The 21,636-nt window shown below is 75.7% G+C and carries 18 protein-coding genes; 4 read left to right on the plus strand and 14 right to left on the minus strand.

All coding sequences use genetic code 11. From position 1 onward, the window contains the following. Positions 1-11: 11 nt before the first annotated feature. Together MY526_RS02305 and MY526_RS02310 are read left to right on the plus strand one after the other, a co-directional pair. Positions 12-467, plus strand: coding sequence for a hypothetical protein (locus MY526_RS02305; protein ID WP_436689392.1), 456 nt, complete (start codon positions 12-14; stop codon positions 465-467). 21 nt (positions 468-488) lie between these two features. Next, positions 489-1,802, plus strand: a complete 1,314-nt coding sequence (locus MY526_RS02310) for a Dyp-type peroxidase (protein WP_436689390.1) — start codon at positions 489-491, stop codon at positions 1,800-1,802. Positions 1,803-1,805: 3 nt separating this feature from the next. Here the strand turns inward: MY526_RS02310 and MY526_RS02315 are convergent, their stop codons facing one another. The 5 genes from MY526_RS02315 to MY526_RS02335 all read right to left on the minus strand — a co-directional run bounded on the left by MY526_RS02315 (position 1,806) and on the right by MY526_RS02335 (position 7,508). Further along, positions 1,806-2,378 (minus strand): RNA polymerase sigma factor, encoded by a 573-nt coding sequence (locus MY526_RS02315; RefSeq protein WP_436689388.1) that lies wholly within the window; start codon positions 2,376-2,378, stop codon positions 1,806-1,808. Positions 2,379-2,449: 71 nt separating this feature from the next. Then, positions 2,450-5,521 carry a BTAD domain-containing putative transcriptional regulator gene (locus MY526_RS02320; protein ID WP_436703148.1) on the minus strand — a complete coding sequence of 1,024 codons (3,072 nt, stop codon included), beginning with the start codon at positions 5,519-5,521 and terminating at the stop codon, positions 2,450-2,452. 42 nt (positions 5,522-5,563) lie between these two features. After that, entirely contained in the window at positions 5,564-6,325 is a 762-nt protein-coding gene (locus tag MY526_RS02325) for an AfsR/SARP family transcriptional regulator (RefSeq protein ID WP_436689384.1), read from the minus strand. A gap of 73 nt (positions 6,326-6,398) precedes the next feature. Then, positions 6,399-6,632 carry a hypothetical protein gene (locus MY526_RS02330; RefSeq protein WP_436689383.1) on the minus strand — a complete coding sequence of 78 codons (234 nt, stop codon included), beginning with the start codon at positions 6,630-6,632 and terminating at the stop codon, positions 6,399-6,401. A gap of 399 nt (positions 6,633-7,031) precedes the next feature. After that, on the minus strand, positions 7,032-7,508 hold the full coding sequence (locus MY526_RS02335) for an ATP-binding protein (protein ID WP_436689381.1): 477 nt from the start codon (positions 7,506-7,508) through the stop codon (positions 7,032-7,034). Between the two features lie 229 nt (positions 7,509-7,737). On the opposite strand from MY526_RS02335, the gene MY526_RS02340 reads away from it, so the two are divergent. Further along, the gene (locus tag MY526_RS02340) at positions 7,738-9,450 is read left to right on the plus strand and encodes a SpoIIE family protein phosphatase (protein WP_436703149.1); all 1,713 of its coding nucleotides are present in this window, start codon (positions 7,738-7,740) and stop codon (positions 9,448-9,450) included. Here MY526_RS02340 and MY526_RS02345 read toward each other — a convergent pair. The 4 genes from MY526_RS02345 to MY526_RS02360 form a co-directional block, all read right to left on the minus strand. Beyond that, positions 9,443-9,844, minus strand: a complete 402-nt coding sequence (locus tag MY526_RS02345; protein ID WP_436689377.1) for a hypothetical protein — start codon at positions 9,842-9,844, stop codon at positions 9,443-9,445. The genes MY526_RS02340 and MY526_RS02345 overlap by 8 nt on opposite strands. 446 nt (positions 9,845-10,290) lie before the next feature. After that, positions 10,291-10,581, minus strand: a complete 291-nt coding sequence (locus tag MY526_RS02350; RefSeq protein WP_436703150.1) for a hypothetical protein — start codon at positions 10,579-10,581, stop codon at positions 10,291-10,293. A gap of 60 nt (positions 10,582-10,641) precedes the next feature. Further along, positions 10,642-10,917, minus strand: a complete 276-nt coding sequence (locus tag MY526_RS02355; protein ID WP_436703151.1) for a hypothetical protein — start codon at positions 10,915-10,917, stop codon at positions 10,642-10,644. Positions 10,918-10,952: 35 nt separating this feature from the next. Then, the gene (locus tag MY526_RS02360; protein WP_436703152.1) at positions 10,953-11,711 is read right to left on the minus strand and encodes a M35 family metallo-endopeptidase; all 759 of its coding nucleotides are present in this window, start codon (positions 11,709-11,711) and stop codon (positions 10,953-10,955) included. A 171-nt stretch (positions 11,712-11,882) separates the two neighbouring features. On the opposite strand from MY526_RS02360, the gene MY526_RS02365 reads away from it, so the two are divergent. Then, the gene (locus MY526_RS02365) at positions 11,883-12,101 is read left to right on the plus strand and encodes a hypothetical protein (RefSeq protein ID WP_436703153.1); all 219 of its coding nucleotides are present in this window, start codon (positions 11,883-11,885) and stop codon (positions 12,099-12,101) included. Positions 12,102-12,128: 27 nt separating this feature from the next. Here MY526_RS02365 and MY526_RS02370 read toward each other — a convergent pair whose 3' ends face one another. From MY526_RS02370 to MY526_RS02390, 5 genes are all read right to left on the minus strand, one after another. Continuing rightward, positions 12,129-13,997: a hypothetical protein gene (locus tag MY526_RS02370; RefSeq protein ID WP_436703154.1), complete on the minus strand. Its 1,869-nt coding sequence runs from the start codon at positions 13,995-13,997 to the stop codon at positions 12,129-12,131. Between the two features lie 92 nt (positions 13,998-14,089). After that, positions 14,090-16,405, minus strand: coding sequence for a tail fiber domain-containing protein (locus tag MY526_RS02375; RefSeq protein WP_436689367.1), 2,316 nt, complete (start codon positions 16,403-16,405; stop codon positions 14,090-14,092). Positions 16,406-16,536: 131 nt separating this feature from the next. Beyond that, complete coding sequence (locus tag MY526_RS02380) at positions 16,537-18,063, minus strand: IPT/TIG domain-containing protein (RefSeq protein WP_436689365.1); 1,527 nt, start codon at positions 18,061-18,063, stop codon at positions 16,537-16,539. Positions 18,064-18,071: 8 nt separating this feature from the next. After that, complete coding sequence (locus tag MY526_RS02385; RefSeq protein ID WP_436689364.1) at positions 18,072-20,084, minus strand: phage tail protein; 2,013 nt, start codon at positions 20,082-20,084, stop codon at positions 18,072-18,074. A gap of 2 nt (positions 20,085-20,086) precedes the next feature. After that, the gene (locus tag MY526_RS02390; RefSeq protein ID WP_436689362.1) at positions 20,087-21,634 is read right to left on the minus strand and encodes a baseplate J/gp47 family protein; all 1,548 of its coding nucleotides are present in this window, start codon (positions 21,632-21,634) and stop codon (positions 20,087-20,089) included. Positions 21,635-21,636: the final 2 nt, after the last annotated feature.

The raw sequence follows: 21,636 nt of genomic DNA on the forward strand, positions 1-21,636 counted from the left end.
AGGGATCGGCCATGACCGGACCGAACGCCGCCGACGACCCGGTGCAGAACCCGCTCACCCTCGTCATGACCCTGCGGTCACCCGAGGAGCGCCGGACGCTGCAGGGGAAGCTCGAGGCGCTGCAGTCACTGCCCCGCGAGCAGAACCCCATCATCGCCGCCCTGGACAAGATCGCCACGGTGCACTTCGCCCGGTTCGTGTTCCTCGACGAGCAGAAGCTCGCCGTGATCACCACGTACGACGGCGACTTCGACGCCTACGTCAACGAGTTCGTCGACCACATCGGTGACGTCTTCAACGACCTCCTGCAGCACATGGACAGCGCCCCGCCGCTTCCCGTGCAGCGCCACCGCCAGGAGTTCCTCGACTACGTGCGTCGCAACGACCTGCGGTGCCTGCCGCCGTTCTACAGCGCCTACCCGGACCGGACGGTGCTGGACATCCTCGCCGCCGACAGCGGCAGCTGACCCGGCCGCGGGCAGGTCCCGGTGCTCGACCTCGCCGACGTCCAGGGCCTCGTGGTCCGCGGGTACACCATGCCCCGCGCCCGGCACCTGGTGCTGCGGGTGGACTCCGCCCCCGCCGCACGGGAGCTGCTCGGCTCCCTCGTCGACGGGGGCTCCCGCCGTCCCCAGGTCACGACCGGCACGCCCTGGACGGAGAAGCCGGACTGCTGTCTCAACCTCTCGGTGACCCACGGCGGCCTGCGCGCCCTCGGCGTCCCCGAGGAGTCGCTGGCGAGCTTCCCCGAGGAGTTCGCCGCGGGCGCCGTGGCCCGTGCGGAACGGGTGGGGGACGTCGGGCCCAGCGCTCCCGAGCACTGGCTCCCCGTGTTCCGGGACGCCGGGTTCCACCTGCTGGTCTCGCTGTTCGGGCAGTCCGACGCGGCCGTGGAGCGAGCCACGGACGACGTCCTGGCCGGCACCGCCCCGGGCGTGACGGAGCTGTGCCGGCTGGACGCCGCGGTGCTGGGCGACCGGGTGGACCACTTCGGCTACGTCGACGGGATCTCCCAGCCGACCGTCGGCGACGCCCCTCCGCCGGGGCCGCCCGACCGGCTGCCCGAGGCGCCGGCCGGGGCGTTCCTGCTCGGCCACCCGAGCCAGTTCCGCGACTTCACCTACCCGGTGCCGGAGCCGCCGGCGCTGGGCCGCGACGGCAGCTTCGCCGCGTTCCGGATGCTGGCCCAGGACGTCGACGCCTTCCGGGACCTGCTCGCCGAGCAGTCCCGCCGCACCGGCACGTCCCCCGAGCTGGTCGCCGCGCGGCTCTGCGGGCGCTGGCGCAACGGAACGCCGCTGGTGCTCTCCCCGGACACCGGCTCCCCCGAGCCGCCGGTGTCCGCGGAGCGGCTGAACGACTTCGGCTACGCCGGCGACCCCCGCGGCGAGCGCTGCCCGATCGGGTCGCACATCCGGCGCATGTACCCGCGCGACTCCCGCGTGGCGGGCAACGGCGGGCACCAGCACCGGATCGTGCGGCGCGGGCTCACCTACGGCCCGCCCGCCGACCCCGCGCACCCGCGGGACGGGCAGGACCGCGGGCTGCTCGGTCTGTTCATCGGGGTCAGCCTCCGGGACCAGTTCGAGTTCCTGATGCGCGAGTGGGCCAACGACGGGCGCTTCGCGCCGGGCCTCGGACGGTCGCAGGACCCCCTCCTGGGCGCCGGCGGCACGCTGCCCCTCGCCGTTCCCGGCGGGCGGTCCGCGCTCACCGACCTGCCCCGCCTGGTCACCACCCGGGGCGGCGCCTATCTCTTCCTCCCGAGCCGCACCGCGATCGGGCACCTCGCCGGCCTGTGACGGTCAGTTGAGGGCCGCGTCGTGCAGGCCCGCGGTCTCCAGCGCCGTCCGGAGCCGGGCCAGGGCCCGTGCCCGCGTCGGCCCGATGCTGCCGACCGGGATGCCGAGCCCCGCGCTGATCTGCGCGTAGCTGGCCGGCGGCGACGCGGCCAGCAGGACCAGCAGCTGCCGGTGCCGCGGCGGCAGCGTCGCCACGGCCCGGCGGACCAGGACCTGCTGGTCCCGTCGTACCGCGCTCGCCTCGGGAGCGGCCTCGTCCGAGCCGGTGCCCGAGCACCGGTCGCAGGTGTCCGTGGGCTCCTCCCGGCCGGCCTCGCGCACGATCGCCAGGGACACCCGCCGGGCCGTCGTCCGCAGCCAGCCGGCCAGCCGCTCCGGCTCGCGGATCGCCGCCAGGTGCTCGACCAGCAGCAGCCAGGTGGTCTGGACCGCGTCGGCGGTCTGGGCCTCGCTCAGCCGGTGACCGCGGGCCACCGACCGCACCAGGCCGCCGTACTCGGCGACGATGGCGTCCCATGCCGCGCGGTCGCCTCCGGTGGCGCGCCGGACCAGTGCGGGAACGTCTGCGGGCTCCATGTCCCCTCCCCCTTCTCCCGGCGGCGGGACCGCCGCCGGGGGCAGGGTCGGAGGGGGGCGTTAGCGGGACGTCAGCGAGGCGGCGCCCCGGGGCGCGCACCCAGCTCGGCGAGCCGCTTCTCCAGCGCGACGGTCCGCGGCTGCGGGGGGACGCCGAGCTCGGCCAGGGCCCGGAGGCACCGCCGGGACCACTGCCGGGCGGCGACGAGGTCCCCGGCCTCCAGGAGCGCGGCCACGACCAGCTGGTACGCGCGCTCGGACCACCGGTCCACCCGCAGCGCCCGCTCCCCCAGCCCGCGGGCCGCCCGGCGGTCGCCGCGGGCGAGGAGGAGCTCCCCGGCGCGGACCGCGGCCGCCACGTAGCGGCCGCGCACCCGCTCCCGTTCCCACTCCAGCCACTCGCCGCCGGGGACGTCGGGGAGGTGGTCGGTGCACCACAGGTCGACCGCCCGCAGGTAGGCCGGGAGGGCCGCCGAGGGCACCCCCTGCCGCTCCAGGCGCGCGGCCTCGTCGAGGCACCGGTCGAAGGTGCGCACGTCGACCTCCAGCGCGCCGTCGACCACCAGGTGCAGCACCGGTCCGGCGCTGCGGACGAAGTAGGGCGGGTCCAGCTCGCCGCGGTCGGGCTCGAGGAGGCTGTGCAGGTAGGCCAGCGTCACCCGCAGGTTGCGCCCCGCGGCCGGCTCGTCCAGGTCCGGCCACAGCTCGGCGGTGACGGCGGACCGGGTCGGCCGGTCGTGGACGAGCAGGTACGCCAGCAGCTGCCGGACGCGCTCCCGGCGCAGCTCGGGAGCGGCCACGACCTCGCCGTCCCGGCGCAGCTCCATCGGCCCGAGGACCCGCAGCTGCAGCCGGGCGGCCGGGGCGGCCGGCAGCTCGCGGAGCAGGCGGCGGGCGGCGGCGGCGACCGGTCCCGGGAGCCCACCGGCACGGGCGCGCAGGGTCGGCCGCACCCGCGGGCCGAGGTCCTCCAGGAGCGCGCGGCCCTCGTCCCGGCCGGTCGCGACCAGGCCGAGGGCGAGCTCCGCCGTCCAGGGCGCCGGCAGCACCGCGCGCGCGATCCGCCGGGCCTCCGGCGGCAGGTCACCGGCCTCGGCGACCGAACCCCGGTCCCGGAGCGCGACGAGCGCCCCGGCGAGCGCGGAGACGGCGGTGAAGCTGCCGGCCGGCGGATCGGCGTCCCACGTCTGCCGGACCTCCGGCAGGAGCACGTACAGCAGCGGCAGCGCCGCGGGCGAGACCTGGAGGACCGCCTGGGTGCGCGCCAGGCCGAGGTGGAGCACCGCGCGCAGGGTCGCGGCCGCCCGGTCCTCCTCGCCCCGCCCCACCTGGCAGAACGCCTCGGCGAGGGCGCCGGCCACCGGCCCCCAGGCCACCGAGGAGGCGGCCACGGACGGCCGGGACCGCTCCAGCAGCCCCTCGGCCTCGTCGTCCCGGCCGAGGACCTCGAGCAGGACGACGGCGCAGGTCACGACCTCCGGGGAGGTGAGCACCTTGGCCGGGTGGATGCCGCCGAGCAGGTCCGGCAGCAGCCGCGCCGCCTCGTCGAGCCGTCCGCGCAGCCGCAGCGACTCGACCACCTGGCAGCAGAAGAGCACCGCGAGGTTCGGGACGGCGGAGCCCATGGCCCGGCGGGCGACCGCCTCGGCCGCCTCGGGCTCGCCCAGCTTGAGCAGGAGCAGGTGCGCGCGCAGCCACTCCTGCACCGGGCTCAACGGCGCTCCCGAGACCAGACCGGGGGCGGCCAGCTCGGCGCGCACCTCGGCGGCGCTGCGGGCGAGCAGCGCGCGGAAGAGCGCGATCCACCCCTCCGCCCGCTCGTGACCGTGCGCGGCCAGCTCGGTCAGCCGCTCGATGAACAGCTTCATCTGGCGCCGGTCCGACCGCCGGAACGCCACCTCCACGAGCGCGTTCAGGCAGGCGAAGCCCACCTCCGCGGCGTGCGGCGCGGCCGCGAAGGCCCGCTCCAGGAGCTGCTCCGCGGCGTCGGGGTTGGTCGGCTCGGCCACCATCGCCGCCAGGAGGAGACCCTCCGGGCTGTCCTGCACCTCCGCGGGCAGCCGGCCCCGCCACGCCTCGAGGACGTCCGGTGGCACCAGCGGCGTCCCGACCTCGCACACCTCGACGACGACGGCCCGGACGTCGTCCCAGGCCCCCGCGTCGGTCAGCAGGTCCATGGCGTCGTGGTAGCGCCGCCGCCGGGCCAGCACCCGGCCGGCGCTCCGCCGCGCCGAGGCGACCTCCCCCGGAGTGAGCCGGTCGCCCACGATGGCGCCCCAGAGCGAGTGCAGCGACCACCAGCCCGAACGCCCGCGGACCACCAGCGGCAGGCCGTCGAGCAGGTCGCCCAGCCGGACGTGCTCGCCGAGCAGCGTCGCGGCGATCTCGTCGTCGGCGCCGCCCACGGCCACCAGCAGGGCGAGCGCGCGCAGGCGGTCGGCGGGCAGCCGGCCGAGCAGTTCCTCCCACACGTAGCCGGTGACCGCGGCCGGGCCCGCGGTCGCCGTCAGCTCGGCCAGGGCCGGCCAGCCGCCCACCTCGCGCAGCAGCTCCGGGGACACCTGCCGGGTCCCGGCGAACGCGGCCACCTCCTCGTCCCCGAACTGCAGGTCCGCCTCTCCCAGCACGACCGCGTTCCCGTTGGCCTGCAGGCGGGCGGTGGGCAGCGCCGCCAGCGGCGGGCGGGACGCGACGACCAGGTGGCCGTTGCGCGGGAGCTCCTCGACCAGGGCGGCGAGGAAGGCGCCCCCGGGTGAGCCGGGGTCGACCAGGTGGGCGTCGTCGAGGACCAGCGCGACGTGCCGGGGTGCGGTGCCCCACATGGCCTCGGCGACGGTGACCGCGGCCGCGCGCGGGTCGTCGGGTGCCGGCGCGGCGACGCCGAGCGCGGCGAGGGCGCCCGACGCGAGGAAGGAGAGCGCGGCGTCGTCGCGCTGACAGGTCAGCCAGGCGTCGCGGCCCAGCGGGGAGAGCGCGTTCTCCCGCACGGCCTGGGCCAGCAGCGTCGTCTTGCCGAACCCGGCCGCCGCGACGACGGCCGTGAGGGGCCGCTCGAAGCGGGTGTGCAGGGGGGCCAGGAGCCGGGGCCGCAGGATCAGGCCACGACCGGTCAGGGGCGGTGCGTACCGGAGCGCCCGGCTCATGAGCAGACCGTAACGGCTCTCTGACCCTGGGAACGCGTCCCGTCAGCCACGGTCGCGGGGGACACGCGCCGGCTCCGGGTCGCCCGCCCGGTTCTCGAGCCGGGTGAGCAGGCCGGTCATGTGCGGGGTGGGTGCGATGCCCAGGGTGTCGGCGAGCATCTCGCGGAACGACTCGTAGGCCCGCCGGGCCTCGGCCACGTTGCCCTCGGCCAGGTGCACCCGCACGACGACCCGGTGCGCGCTCTCCCGCAGCGGCTCCTCGTGGACCGCGGCGTACGCCGCCTGGACGGCCTCCCCGAACCGGCCCGCGGCGACGAGCTTGTCGGCCAGGGCCTCCAGCGCGTGCATCCGCAGCTGGCGCAGCCGTTCCCGCTCGAGCAGCACCCACTCCTCGTACCAGCCGGGGAGCAGCTCCCCCTGGAGCGCGGTCTCCAGCCCGGAGACGTCGGTCCCGCCGACGTCGGGGTCGAGGACGCGCGCCGCCCAGGTGTCCAACTCCCGGACGTCGACCCGCACGCCCTGCGCGAGCGACAGCGAGCCGCCCGACACCTCGACCATCCCCGGGGCCACCCGCTTCAGACGCCACAGCGCGGAGCGGAGGCTGCCGTGCGCGTGGTCCTCGGGCACGTCCGGCCAGAGCTGACCGGCGATGGCGTTCCGATCGGGACACCGCGACAGGCTCAGGCGGGCGACCAGCCGCTGGACCGCTCGCGGCAGGTCACGGACCGGGGCCTCGGCGTCGCCCCCGAGCCGGAGCGCGAAGCCGTCCAGGAGGGTCACCCGGGTGGGTGGAGCGAGGGTCACGGCGCATTCCCCCTCGGCCCGTCAGCGTGGTGGAGAGGACGTCAGATACCGCCGGGTCTGGATCGTTGGCCTGTCACTCGTCGCTGTCAATCGAGTCCGGCGCGTCGCCGAGGAACCCCTCCAGCCAGGCACGCACCGCATCGACGACGTCACCGGGCGACGAGGCCAGGGCCACGGTGGTCTCCTGCGCCCCGCGTTGACCGGGAGAGGTGTCCATGGTCGTCAGCCGACCGCGGAAGGACTGGGCGCCGTCCTCGAGCCAGACGCGGACGAGCAGTGCGGCACTGCGGTCGCCGTCCAAGGTCACCGCCCATCGGGGTCGTCCGTGCGGCCCGCCCCAGCAGACGACCCGTTGCCCACGAGCTGTCATGATCGCGGGGTCCCATCCTCGCTCGTGACGCTGCGTGAGGCACTCCCCCGACGGGGGGACGTCCGTCGGGGTGACGACGTCCCCCTCCGCTGCACTCCCCCGCCGGGCCGGCCGCGCCGGCCTGGCCGCCGTGCTGCCGGGACCCGACGTCCCGGCGCGCGGCGGGACCCGCTCCGGCCTGCGGTGCGTACCCGTCACGGGAGGTCCCCTCGCGGCGACTGGTGGGGCGGCGCCGGGGCGCCGCCGGTCCGATCGCGACAGCCTGGCAGTCACCCGTCACGGGATCGTCACGGCGGCGGGGGCACGTTCCCGTCTCCACCGGCCCGGGCGGCCGTGCTACCGCCGGGACCGGTCGGGCGCGCTGCCGGTGGCCGCAGCGGTACGGGAGACGCGGCACCAGACGTGCTTGCGGCCCTCCCGCACCGTCCACCCGTGGCCGGCGCACAACCGGGCCACCAGGTGCAGGCCGAGGCCGCCGGCGGCCGCGTCGCGCCCGATCGCCGGGGTCGGGAGCCGGTCGACGGCCGCGTCGGACACCTCCAGCAGCCAGCCGGTGCCGACGGCGGTGACCGCCACCCGCACCGGCGGTCTGCCGTGCCGCAGGCCGTTGCTGACCAGCTCCTCGAACACCAGCAGGAGCAGGTCGACGGCGTCGTCCTCCCCGGCGGGCAGCGAGCCGTCCCGGAGCGCCCCGCGCAGCTGCCGGCGCAACGCGGAGACCTCCTCGGCGGTGGCCGGCTCCCCGGACCACCGCGCCGTCACGTCGGCGCCCACCTCCGGTGTCGGCCGGTGGGCCCACTGAGCCTCGTCCATCTGCCTCGTTCCGGGTCGCGCCGCTGTTTGGACACGCCGAACCGCCCGGCGGCTCGTCCCCCACCTGAGAGCGGGCGGGCCCGTTCTGATACGGCTCGGTCCGCAGGATCTACCCGGGCAGCGGTCTCCCATGCGGCCGCCCGGCGAGGAAACGCGTGCGACCGCCCCGACTGACGTAGGGTCCGGTGCGGCCAGCCGGAGTGCCGCCCACCGAGACGCGGGAGTTGTGGTGAGTGGATCCGCGGTCTCCCCCCTCGACCCCGAGACGTTCGCGGCGGTGCTGGATGCGCTGCCCGACCCGGTCGCGGTCTTCGACCGCGACTGGACGATCGGCTACGTCAACCCCGCCGGTGCGCGGCTGCTCGGCCGGCCGGTCGCCGAGCTGGTCGGCCGCGACATCTGGGTCGCGGTGCCCGAGCTCAGCGGCACGATCTTCCACAGCTTCCTGCTGCACGCCCGCAGCACGGGCACGCCGGTGACCTGGACGGGGTACCTGCCGCCGGCCGGCTGCTGGCTGCAGGCCACCGCGTCGGTCGTCGGCGACCTGCTGCACGTGTCCACGCGGCCGGTCGACGAGCCCGCTGCGCAGCCGGCCGGCGCCGGTGCGCGCGCAGTCGCCGACGAGGACGGCGAGCAGGACCGGCTGCGCTTCCTGGCCGAGGTCTCCGAGTCCATGATCGCCACCCTCGACACCGGGGAGACGGCCATCCGGCTGGCCGAGCTGGCGGTGCGGCGCCTCTGCGACTGGGCGTTCGTCGCGCTGGCCGACGACGACGGCGGCCCCGGCGAGGAGGCGTGGGCGCACCGCGATCCGGCCCGCCGGGCCGATCTGGAGACCTACCTGACCGGGCGGCTGCGCGACACCGGGGGCGACGGCGCGATGATCGAGGCCCTGCTCACCGGGGAGCCGGTGCAGATGACCACGCTCGACGACGAGCTGGTCGCGCCGTCCCTGCCCACCGACGAGGTGCGCGCGGCCTGGCGGCGGCTGGACACGGCCTCGTGCACGGTCGTCCCGCTGCGCGCCCGCGGGGAGACCTTCGGCGTGCTGGCGATGCTCAACGTCGGCGACCGGTCGCCGCACACCGAGCTGCAGATCGCCACCGCGGTCGAGGTGGCCCGCCGTGGCGCGCTCGCGCTCGACAACGCCCGCCTCTACGGCCGGCAGCTGAAGGTGGCCGAGACCCTCCAGCACAGCCTGCTCACCGCCCCGCCGCAGCCGGACCACCTGGAGATCGTCGTCCGCTACCGGCCGGCCGCCAGCTACCAGCAGGTCGGCGGCGACTGGTACGACGCGTTCCACCAGCCGGACGGGGCGACCCTGCTGGTGATCGGCGACGTCGTCGGGCACAACATCGACGCCGCCGCGGCGATGGGCCAGATCCGCAGCATCCTGCGCGGCATCGCCTACGACCGGCCGGAGAGCCCGGCCCAGGTGCTCACCCGGGTCGACGCCGCCCTCACCGGCCTGCACGTCGACACCCTCGCCACCGCCCTGGTGGCGCGGATCGAGCAGCCGGCCGAGCAGGCCGCCACCGGACACCGCACGCTGCGCTGGTCGTCGGCCGGGCACCTCCCTCCGGCGCTGCTGCGCCCGGACGGGACGGTGCAGCTGCTGGACAGCCGGCCCGAGCGCCTGCTCGGCGCCGGTTCCCCCGCGCCGCGCAGCAACCAGGAGGCCGTCCTCCACCCCGGCGACACGGTGCTCTTCTACACCGACGGCCTGGTGGAGCACGGCCACACCGGCATCGACGACGGCCTCACCCGGCTCGCCGGTGAGCTCGCGCTGCTGGCCGACAGCCCGCTGGACAAGGTCTGCGACCAGCTGCTCGACCGCATCGCGGTCGGCCGGGCCGACGACGACATCGCCCTGCTCGCCGTCCGCGCCCACCCCGAGGACACCGGGCCCGCCGGAACGTCCGCGGCGCAGCCGGTCAGGTGACGGTGAACTGCCCGTTCATGCTCGGGTGCGGGTCGCAGATGTAGCGGTACTCGCCCGGCTCGAACGTCACCACCCAGGTGGTCTCGATCCGCTCCGTGGGGCTGGTCCGCTCATCGACGGCCCCGTCCCCGCCGCTGAGGTGGAAGTTGTGGATGCCGGTGGGGTCGCTGACCTCGATGTTGTACTCGCCGGCGGGCAGCTCGGTCACCGGGTTGCCGTCCTCGTCGACCAGGGCGATCTCGAAGGCGTCCGGGGACTCCTCGGTCCCGACGGTCGCCCGCAGCGTCGGCGCCCCGGCGACCGGACTCGGCGCGGCGTCCTCCTCCTCGGCGGGGCCGCCACAGGCGGCGATCAGGAGGAGCACCGCGAGGGTGCCTGCCGGGAAACGTCTCATCTCTGCTCCCGCGTCACGGGTGGGTCCGGTCGGTCCCCACGGGGGTCATGGTGCTCCTCGTCGCGGCTCCGCGGGCCCCCGACTTGCGCGGATCACCGTGCGTGTTCGTCCGGGACGGGACGTCACCCGATCTCCGGTCGCCCCCCGACTCCGCGTTGGTCGTCGCCCTCGTGGTCGTCCCGGGCCCGCTCCTCCCGCCTCGACCGGATCCGTGCGGCGCTGACCCCGGCCCGGCTCGCGGTCGGACGACGACCGCCGGCTGGCGGCGGCGGTCATGGCGGAGCCGAGCGTCTCCGCGGTGCAGCTGGCGACTCCTCCGGTGCGCTGCACGTCCAGGCCACGGACTTCGCGGCGTTCGTCCGGGCGCTGCCGCGGCTGGCACGGCGGCACGGCATCCGGCTGTACGAGGTGGCACCGGCCGACGAGTCGCTCGAGAGCGTCTTCGCCTACCTGGTGGCGCGGTGAACGCGACCGTCGCCCGGCTGACCGCCCGGAGCCTGCTCGGCCGCCGGCGAGCGCTGCTGCTCCCGCTGCTGCCCGCGGTGCTCCTCGTGCTCGCGGCGCTCGCGCGGGCGCTCGCCGGGCCCGACGAGGAGCTGGTCGTCGGCCTGCTCGGCGGGTTCGCGCTCGGCACGCTGGTCCCGCTGCTCGGGCTCATCGCCGGGACCGGAGCGATCGGGCCGGAGATCGACGACGGCTCGATCGTGTACGTGCTCACCAAGCCGCTGAACCGGCACGTGATCGGCCGGCTACCTGGCGGTCGGGTACGCCGCCGGAGCGGCCGTGGCCGGCGTCGCCTACTGCGCGCTGTTCGTGCTGCTGGCGGTCCTGACCCGGAACGCCGTCGTGGTCGGGCTGTTGAACGCGCTGGTCTGGGAGTCCCTGGTGGGCCAGTTCGTCCCCGGTGCCCAGGCGCTGAGCATCCAGCAGTGGGCGCTGGCGATCACCGAACGGGTCATCGGCGCCCCGGCCGCGCAGCTGGGTGTGACGTCCGCGGTCGGCCTCGCCGCGGTGCCGCTGCTCGTCGTCGTCACGGTGGGCGCCACCTGGTACGCGGGGTGGCGGCTGCGCACGATCCCGCCTCACCAGCGAGGTGTGACGTCCCGGCTCAGATCTGGGCGGCGAAGGCCTCGTAGGAGTCGGCGTTGTCCAGGGCGTCGCCCACCGAGAGCGTCGTCCGGCTCCCCGCCGGCGGGTAGAAGTACTGCTCGTCGTCGGTGCCGTGCGCATCGTGGGACACCTCGTGGAGCAGGATCTCCCCGAACCGCCGCGCCGACTCGTTCTTGATGACGTTCATGCACATGTGGATGTCGGTCCAGACGCCGTAGACGTAGGCGTTGGCGGTGTCGCAGTCGTCCTCGCACTCGATCGTGAAGTCGTCGGCGTCGAGGTAGGCCTTGATCCGCGCGAACCCGGCGCGCGCCCGCATGGCGGTCCACAGCGAGTCGCTGGCGAAGCAGTCCCGCAGGAGCTGCGCCGTCCTCGGGTCCTGGGTGCCGCCCGGGTGGGCGGCGGTGTAGGCGGTGAGGGCGTCGACGGCCCGCCGCGCCATGGAGGTCGCCTCGCTCACCCCGTTGCGGCGTTGGTCGACGCTGTACCCCTCGCAGTCCTCGGTGTAGTAGCGCTGGACCACGCCGGGGACCACCGACGGCGCCGTGCGCTGCTCCGGCTCCCCCTCGCAGGGGCCGCCCGACGAGCAGCTGCCGCAGCACGCCCGTTGCACGCGCAGCCGGGCCACGGCCTGGTTGCCGAGCTGCCGCTGCAGCACGGGGGCCGCCACCGGGCTGCGCAGCGGCACGTCCCTCCGGGCGGCGGCCCGGCGAGGGCCCGCCCGCTGTCGCTCGACGACGTGCACCGTCCGGGACACGGCGCGACGGTAGCCCCGCCGCGCGGCCCCGGTCACCCCTCCGGAGTGCGCCGTCCCGACCGCGTGGGGAGTTCCCGGAAGCGCGATCCGGGCCGGGCGGACACGGTGGGTCCTCTGCGCCGGCCCGGCCGCTCCCGGCCGTTCCGGTGCCCGAGGTGGAGGAGATCGACGGTGGCGGAGACCGGAACCACGCCCGGTGACCTGGCGGAGCGCAGCCGGGACCGGCTGACCGTGCTGCGGCACGAGCTCCAGCTCGGGGAGACCCGGCTGCGCGAGCTGGAACGCGAGCAGACGCAGCTGCAGCAGACGCTGCTGCGCATCAGCGGCGCGGTGCAGGTGCTGCAGGAACTGCTCGACCCCGCCGGTGAGGACGCGGCCCCGGCCGGCTGACCGGCGCGGCTGTACTGCAGCGTCACGTCACTGCAGGGCCACGAGGACCGGGATCGTGCCGCGGCCGCCCGGCAGCGGGGCCAGCGCCTTGCCCAGGACCGTCCCGGGCGCGCGGCTCCGGTCGGTCACCTTCTGCGCGTGGCCACTGGTCGGGCTGGTGGTGAGCAGGTCGCCGACCTCCACCGGGGCGATGTCGGCGTCCACCTTGCAGTGGTTCCAGCAGCCCAGCGTCACCATGCGGCCCATCCGCCGGTCGGCGACCGTTGCGTCGGTGGCGTCCTGCTCCCCGGCGTACCGGGCCAGGGGGTGGCCGGGGGCGGACGCCTCGCCGTCGTCGTCGGCGGGGTCGGTCCCGGGCAGGCCGCCGGCGGGCACCGCGTCGGCGACGATGCCGCAGACCCGGCCGTCGTGGGCCTCGTCGGTGAGGTCCACCTCGGGGATCGGGATGGCTCCGGACGTGCCGTAGGACGCCACCGGGGGGCTGCGGCGCAGCACCACGACGTCGCCCCGCTCCAGCGGTCCGCCCACGGCGTTGACGAAGTAGTCCACCACGTAGCCGCCCTTGCTCCCGGCGAAGAAGGCGTTGCCCTTGTCGTCGACGCTGAAGACCCGGACGAAGCGGTGCGCCAGCCCTCCCTCGCCCAGGATGAACCGCTCCCGGCCGTAGCCGACGAGGAACTGGAAGGGCCGGTCCCGGTTCGGGATCAGGAAGCGGTTCGCCATCACGACCTTGAGGTTGCTCGGGGAGAAGTCGGCCTCGTTGTCCCACGTCCGGCCGCTGATCGTGACGGTCCCGCCGCTCGAGTTGGTCACGAACAGGGCGCCGCGGACCGACAGGTCGTCCTGCACCGAGACCCGCCCGGTCGCGGTGCCGATGGTGAGGGCGCCGGCGGACGTGACGCTGAGCAGGACCGGACCGGTGTCGTCGGCGCCACCGTGCAGGCGCAGCACCGGGGTCTCGCCGACCGCTCCGACCGTCAGGTGGAAGCCGGCCGCGTCGTCGCCGGGACCGCCGGCCAGCGTCACACCGTCCGAGGCGCGCAGCCGGCCACCGACCGACAGGGAGCCGGACACGGCGGCGCCACCGGCCACGTCCAGCGACCGGCTCGGGGTGGAGGTGCCGATGCCGACGTGCCCCGACGAGGAGACCGCCAGCGCCGGGGGGTCCCCGGCCGGGTCGCCGACGCGGAGGTCGAGGCCACCGCCGGGTCGTCCGCGCAGCTCCGCGCGGGCGACCTCGCCCACCTCCAGCGCCAGCCCGTCCGCCGACGGGCGCACCGCGCTGCCACGCACGCGGACCACGGCTGCCGCCGCCTCGACGCTCCCCCGCTCACCGGCGTCGGCACCTCCGGCGACGATCCGGCCGGTGCCGTCCAGGGTCACCGTGCCGAGCGCGACCGCCTCCGGTCCGGGCGCTCCGCCGGCGGTCGGCTCCAGCCGGAGCCAGGGGGTGTGCCGGGTCAGGAACGCCCCGGTCTGGTCGCGCAGGTCCTGGTCGAACGTCTCCCGCCAGCGCACCGTCACCCGGCAGGCCCCCGACCGGCCCGCGGTCGGCAGCTCCACCCCCGAGCCGTCGACCGGGACGAGGACGCTGCCCAGGGTGGGGTCGTCGGCCACCTCCGCCGCGCCGCCGGGCGCGAGCACCACGTGCCGGCCGGAGCCGTCCACGGCGACCCCGGTCGTCACGCGGACGACGGACTCCCCGGGGACCGCGCGGACGGCCAGCCCCACGGCGACCCCGCGCCCGTGCAGCGCGCCGGCGTGCGCCTGCTCCAGCGGGCGCAGGTAGGACTCGAGGTCGATGCCGCTCTCCTCGTGGCTCGTGGAGCCGGGCCGCGGGACACCGGGGGTCGTTCCGACGCCGTACTCGGTGTGACTGATCGGACGAGGTTCCACGGTTGCCTCCGACGTCGCGATCCGGGTCCGGCACCCCGGATGCTCGGGCGCCGACCGGGTACGTCGCTTCCGGGAGGTCCCTGCTCCGGGCGCTACCCGGGCGAGCCGCCGTGCTCCAGGGCGGCCAGCCGGGTGGCGAGGTCCTCGGTGCGGCGGGTCAGCTCCTTGACGGCCTCGACGAGGACCCCGGTGAGGCCCGCGTAGTCCACCGCCATGTACTCGTCGTCCTCGGTGCCGGTCACCAGCTCGGGGAAGACGGCCGCCACCTCCTGGGCGACCACCCCCATCGCCGGCTCCCCCGGTGTCCCGCCGAGCGTGCGGGCGCTGTCGGCCCAGCGGAACGCGACACCGCGGATGCCCGCCAGCCTCGCCAGCGCCTCGCCGATGGGCGCGACGTCGGTCTTCGCGCGGGCGTCCGAGTGGTTGACGAACCGGCCGTAGAACGGGACCGCACCCTCGATCCGCTTCGGGATGGTGGAGTTGGGGAACGGGTAGGCGAAGGCCATCCACAGGTCGTCCTCGTCCCCCTCGGTCCTGATCCAGTGGTAGCCGCTGCGGCCGCCGCCGTCGAAACCGCGCAGCGACGTGCGCGCGTAGCCCAGGAACACCTCGCCGGCGACCGTCAGGCCGCCGCCCACCGTGAGATCGGCGTCGCTCCGGACCGCGCCGTGGACGAGCAGGTCCGCGCGGGCACCGCCACCCACGTGCACGGCGCGCCCGGTCCCCCAGTTGAGGTACAGGTCGTCCTCGCTGTCCTGCAGGTGGTGCTTGCCGTCGATGTGCCGGACCCACAGCCGGCCGTTCGCCGTGGAGCCGACGACCACCTCCGCGAAGCCCCCGGAGCCGCCGACGGCCAGTCGCGGCCAGTGGGTGTTGCCCACCGCGTCGTAGGTGTGCAGGAAGATCCGGCCGGGCGACTGCAGGCGCAGGTTGAAGATCGGCTCGGTGACCCCGACGGTCTCGTAGCTCCACGGGTAGGCCACGCTCCTCGGGTCGCCTCCGGTCGCGACCCCGCCGGTGCCGAGGGTGACCCCGTTCGCCAGGCCGCCGGCGCGGCTGTCCAGCGCCGCCCGGGGAGCACCGCCGAGGCCCAGCCGCCCGCCGGTGACCGTCATCCGCTCCGCGCCCTCCTGCACGACGCCGAGCTCGTCGGCGTGCACGGTCAGGCGGCGGACGCCGTCGCTCTGGAGGCGGACCGGGCCCGGCGCCGCGCCGGCCGCGGTCAGGCGGATGGCGGCGGCGACGGTGAGCTCCTGCTCGAGGGTCACCGCCCCGGCAACCCGGAACGTCCCCCGCGCGGTCAGCGCGCCGGTGACGGTCAGCGGGCCGGAGACGTCGGCGGCGCCGGTCACCCGCAGCGGACCGGCGGTGGTGAGCAGGCCGGTGACGGTCAGCGGGCCGGAGACGTCGGCGGCGCCGGTCACCCGCAGCGGACCGGTGGCGGTGAGCGGGCCGGTGACGGTCAGCGGGCCGGAGACGTCGGCGGCGCCGGTCACCCGCAGCGGACCGGCGGCGGTGAGCAGGCCGGCCACGGTCAGCGCCTGGTCCAGCGTGGCCGCCCCGGCCACCCGCAGCGCTCCCCCGGCGGTGAGCGGACCGGTGACGTCGGCCGCACCGGCCACCTGGAGGGGCTGGGCCGGGGTGGCGGTGCCGATGCCCACGTTGCCCGTGGCCGAGACGGTCAGCGACGGGGTACCCGTTGCGGCGGCACGGATCTCCACGCCTCCGCCGGGCCGCGCGCGCACCTCGCCGGCGGTCCGCTCGGCGACCTGCACCCCGCCGTCCTGGCCACCCGGCTGCGTCGTGGCGGCCCGCAGCTGCAGCGACGCCGCGGCAGGGGCCGGGCCGGCCCGCCCCTCGGCGCTCACCCCGCCCGGGGTGACCCGGCCGTCCGCGGTGAGCACGACGGTGGCCAGCACCACGTCGTCGCCCTCCGCTGCGGCCACGACCCGCAGCCAGGGGGTCTGGTGGGTGAGGAAACGCCCCGTCTGGTTGCGCAGCGCCTGGTCGAACGTCTCCCGCCACCGGACGACGACCCGGCACGTACCCGACCGGCCGGCCGTCGGCACCTCGACACCCTCCTGGGTCACCGCGGTCAGCTGGGAGCCCAGCACGAGGTTGACGGCGAGCTCCGCCCAGCCGCCGGCGGCGAGCACGACGTGCCGGCCGGCGGGGTCGACGGCCACGCCCGGAGCCACCCGCACGGCGGTCTCTCCCGCGGTCGCGCGGACCGCCAGCCCAGAGGCGACGCCGTGGCCGTGCAGGGCGCCGAGGTGCGCCCGCTCCAGCGGTCGCAGTTGGCCGACCTGGTCGGTGCCGCTCTCCCTGCAGCGCGCCTCCTCGGGCCGCCACGTCCCGGGCGCCGTGGGCACTCCGTACTCGGTCCAGCTGATCGGCTGAGGGTCCACGACCGCTCCCCCGGGTCGCGCGCTGCTCGGGCGGGCCGCACCCCGGTCGTGGTGTCACCGGACGGCTCGGCCGCCCACCATGCTCGGCAGCGGGCGCGCGGCCCCGCTTCGGGGAGATCCCTCGGGAGGGGTCAGCGCCGGACGGTGAAGAGCGTGGCGCTGACGGCGGTGCCGCCGGGGGTGTTCACGGAGACCTGCACCTGCCGGTCCTGGGCGCCGGTCGGGACCAGGTCGGGCGGCACCTTCGTGACGATCCGGGTGTTGGTCGGGGTCCCGACGATGTCGGCACGGGCATCGGCGAAGAACACCTTCACCGGCAGCACGTCGAAGTTCACCCCCCTCAGCGTCACCTGCGTCCCGGCGCTCCCGGCCGGCACCGAGAACGGCCCGGCGTCGAACCTCGGCACGGGGAAGGCGGCGACCTCGAACTCCTTCGCCGTGCTGACGTTCTGCTGCCCGGCGATGGACAGCGTGATGCGCCTCCTGCCCGGGGCAAGCCCGTCGGGCACCCGGGCCACCACCGTGGTGTTCGTCGGCGTCCCGACCACGGTGGCGCGGGTCGTCGCGAAGGTCACCGTGAGCTGGCCGATGCTGAAGTCGTAACCGCTGATCGTCACGTCGGTTCCCGGAGGGCCGCTCTCGGGGGTGAACTGCTCGTCCCTGTCCGGGACGAGGGCGAGCTTCGGCGTGATCTTCAGGTCCTCGTCGCTGGTGGTTCCCCCGCCCTCGTTGCGGACGGTCACCTTGACCAGCGTCTCCCGGCCCTCGGGGGTCAGCCCGAAGGGCACCTCGGCCACCGCCTCGTCCTCCCCCGGGTCCGACAGCTGTTTCGCCAGGACGCCACCGATGAGCACCTCCAGCTTCCCGACCTTGAAGTTGGTGCCCTTCAGCCGCACGGCGTCGTTCGCATGCGTCGGCGTCGTGGTGGGGAGCAGCTGTCCCGGAGGCGGCACGAACCGGGGCACCAGCAGCACCCGCTCGACGACGGTCAGCCGGCGCTCGAGGTCGGCCAGGGTGAGCCGGCGCTGCCGGAGGTCCTCGATCATGGCCGCGTCGACCACGTTCCGGCCGTGCGGCCGCTGCAGACGCGCCAGCCGGTAGAACACGTGTCCCCCCGCGTCGGCCGGAGGCTCACCCCCCTCGGCGACCCGCACCAGAGACCGCACCACCAGGCGCGTCGAGGTGGGCATCCCGACGTCGGCGCTGTTGTCCAGGTCGGGCGTCCCCTCGACCTCGTCGACCCAGGCGTCGAGGTAGACGACGTCCACCCGCGGATCGGCGTCGGGTGGGCCCGGTGTGGTCAGCTCCGGCAGCGGCCGGCCGGCCGCGTCGCGCTGCTCCGAGTAGCGCACCGGTCCCCGGATGGGCACCTCGATCCCGTCCACCAGGCACCAGCCCGGGCCGTCGTCGGGCCCCGCCGCGACGCGGAAGTCCTGCGGCTCCTGCACCGGCTCGATGAGAAACGCCTCGGACCCCGCGGACACACCGTTCCCGATGTAGCGGGCGGCGAGGTCGCGCACCGCGGCCACGACGAGGTCCTGCAGGAGGTTGAGGTCGCGGTCGAGGATCGGCACGCCCTGCTGGACGTGCAGGCCGGCGTAGCCCCGCTCGCGGCTGTCGCGCAGCAGGTCCAGGGGAGGCCGGGAGAAGTCGCTCATGGTGCTCCTCAGGGTTCGGCTGGGGGCGGCCGGACGATCGCGCGGACGGTGACCGGGAGGACCTCGGGGAGGACGCGCTCCAGCCGGGCGACGGCGAGCTCGGTGGACCGGTCACGTGCCGGGGGCGCCGTGGCCGCGCCGAGGAAGACGCCGACCGTGTGCCGGGTCACCAGGCCGTGACCCGGCGGCCCGGGGTCCCGCGTGTCGTACGTGTAGGTCTGGAAGTCCTCCGGACCGCCGCGCAGCGCGATCTTGCCGGCGTCGGTGGACCGGACCGTCGTCGTCCCCGCGTACCGCGCGTCCAGCACCGTCCGGCCCTCGAGGTGGGACAGGCTCTCGTTGGACCGGTACAGCAGCAGCGTGCGGTCGCCCTCGAGCACGACGGCGAGCGGCGCGCGGTTCGAGAACGGGCCGCTGCCGACCCGGTCGACCGGCCCCCAGGTGCCGCCCGGGGCGTCGAGGACCGCGGTGGCGATCGACCAGTTCCCGGTCCTCGTCGTCGCCCAGAACAGCTCCAGGTCCCCGGACGTGCGCAGCAGGGGTGCGGGCTCGCGGTCGTGGGCTCCGGCGTCGTCCCCCGGCAGCGTCTGCACCGGCGACCAGTCGTCGGTCGCCGGGTCCAGCCCCTCCTTGGTCCGCCAGCGGACGGCCCACCGGCGGGCTCCGTCCGGACCCGGGATCCGGGTGGCCCAGAACAGCCACAGCGGAGGCCCGGCGTCTCCCTCCGCGGCCGCCACCGCCACCAGGTCGTCGTCTGCGACGACGGCCCGGCCGTCGCCGTCCCGCAGGACCGCCGGGTCCGCCAGCTGCCACCGGTTCCCGTCGTGCCGGTCGTACCGCACCTGCCAGGACGAGCCGGCCCACTCCCGCCAGAACAGCCAGAGCCCACCCGTCGAGTCGACGACCGCGACGGGGGTCCGGCGGTCGGCGTCCGACGCGCCGACGACCGTGGGATCCGACCAGGTCCCCCGCTCCCGGGTGCGCGCGAGCAGCTCCCACCGGCCGGTCCGTGCGTTCACGCCGTTCCAGAACAGCCAGAGCCGTGGGCCCTGCCGGGCCACGGCCGGGTCCCGGTCGATCTCGGGCCGGTCGACCAGCGCGGTGCTGGGCTCCCACTCCTCCCCCACCCGGCGCTTGGCCCGGATCTCCCACCCCCTCCGGCGGAGGGTGTGGAACACGAACAGGTCCGCGCCGTCGTCGTCGCGCACGTGCGCGACCCGGCCGTCGTGGGCGAAGTCCACCGACACGACCGCTCCGGAGGTCCACTCCCGGGCATCGCGCGCCGCCGCCCACAGGTTGAGCCGCTCGGGCTGGTTGGTCAGCGCCACGTTGTGCAGGTACTCCTTCACCTGCGCCGAGTGCCCCGTCACGCGCCGGACGGCGGCGGTCACAGGGCCGACCGCGCCGGTGAGGCGGTAGAGGTGCGGGGCGAAGCGCACCTCGTTCCGCTGGGCGCGCACCGGCAGCCCGTGGTCGGTGCGCCAGCCGATCCACCGGGCCAGCAGCGGCAGCAGCCGGCCGTCCACCCGGTCGACGTCGTGCAGCGCCAGCGCCACCCGGGCCAGGCTGTAGAGCTGGTCCAGCTGCGAGCCCGGGAGCTCGAGGAAGCGGCGGAGGACGCCCTGGCCGCGCCCGCCCGGCACGGGAGCGGTGCCGGCCTGGGTCACGGTGTCGTACCGCCGGTACACGGCCGGCAGCAGGTCGTACATGCGCCCGGCGAAGTCGTAGGAGGCCGTCGCCGTGGCGCTGATCCGGTACGGCGGGTCGTCGGCGAACTGCGGTGGCTCGCCGGTGAAGGGGAACAGTGAGTAGTAGTACGTCGTCTCGGCCCGCAGGCCCTCGTCGTGGGCCGAGGTGAGATCCCCGGGGACCTCCTCGCCGTCCCCCGGGTCGACCGGGTGCGTGCCCTCCCGCCGGACCACGCGGACGCCGGTGGCCCCCGCCGCGTCCACGACCCGCCAGCCGACGTCGATGCGGTGCCCCAGCGGGTGCGGCACCGCCCGGAGCCGGTCGATCCGCACGGTCAGCCACCGCCCCCGACGACGACCACCTTCAGACCGGCGGAGTACTCCCCGACGTCGGGCACCGTCGGCAGCTCGGTCGGCTCCAGCAGGATCCGCCCGGAGGGTTCCAGCAGCGGGTCCGGCACGTCGGCCCGGCGGAACTCGGTGATGTTGACGAACCGGACGCCGGGGACGTCCTGGATGCGCTCGTAGAACGCGCTGAGGTAGACGGGCTCCCCGAAGCGCACGTCCGCGAACGCGAGGAGCCGGGCCGCGGCCGCTTCCACGGCCGGGACGACCTCGCTCTGCACGTAGTAGCTCTCCACGCCGATCTCCGCCGTGACCAGGATGGGGACCGGGTCGGCGTCCTCGACCTCGACGACGTGGCCGAGCATGCGCTTGTCCTCCAGGTAGCCGGTGAGCCCGACCCGCAGCACGTCGCTCACCGTTCCGCCGCCCGCCGGGGCGACCAGCAGCTGCACCCGGTTCCACCCCACCGGGAGCGCCTTGACCTTGCCGACGCCCTCGAAGCTGAGCGCGAGCGCCTCGTAGTCGGCGGCCGTGACAGCCCGCTCCTGCGCGCGGAACACCGCGGGGGCGTGCTCGACGGCGTGCTCGATCGACTCCCGCTCGGCGCCGCCGGTCGCGGCGGCCGGGTTGGTCACCGTGGCCCCGAGCCGGGCCAGGGCGGGGGCGTCGGCGATCGTCCGGATCGCGTCGGCGGGCACGTTGCCGAGCCGCCCGCCGCCCGTCCGGTAGGTGATCCGGATGTCGGCACCGGCGGGGGGCACGGCCCCGAAGACCCCGTCCCCGAAGACGACGGTCCCCTGGTCGTCCTCGTCGATCTCGAGTGCGAAGTGGCGCGACCGGCCGTTGCTGAACGTGAGCGTGTCGCGCAGCTCCCAGTCCTCGACCTCCTCGCCGAGCCGCGTCGTGAGCCGGATGTCGCGGCTGGCCTGCTGCTGCGCACCGGGCGGGCGCCGGATGATCCCGGGGTGGGCCACCGGGAAGCGCTGGTCGGGGGCGCGGGTGGCCTGCCCGAGCAGCTCGTCCTCGAACAGGCGGCCCTCCTCCACGTCGAACGACACGACCTTGCGGCCGTCGACCGCGGTCACCCTCGAGAAGTCGATGGTCAGGGCGGTGTCCCCGGTGTACTCGAAGCGCACGCTGGGGCGGTCGCGGAGGCTGCGGGTGGCGAACGCGGCGCCCCGGCGCAGGGTGACCGTGTCGGTGACCGAGGCCCGGACCGACACGCGCAGCTGCGTGGCGGCCGGAGCGGCGGTGGCCAGCTGGTAGCCGATCAGCCGGAGGTGGTGGATGACGCTGCGCCGGGTGCGGGCCGTCCCCAGGAAGCTCTCGTCGGCGACCCGGTCCTGGTAGTAGCTGAGGATGTCCCCCATGTGCGCGAACAGCTCGAGGAGGACGCTGCCGACGTCGGCCTCGTTGGTGTGGTCGCGCCACTCGGGCAGCACCTGCGGGATCAGGTCGCGCATCGCCTGGAGCAGGCTGTCGTGGTCGCGGGCCAGGTAGTCGATCACCGGCCGGCCGTCCGGTACGGGTGCGGTCATGC

This window comes from Geodermatophilus sp. CPCC 205761 (genome assembly GCF_051383655.1).
Classification (GTDB): domain Bacteria; phylum Actinomycetota; class Actinomycetes; order Mycobacteriales; family Geodermatophilaceae; genus Geodermatophilus.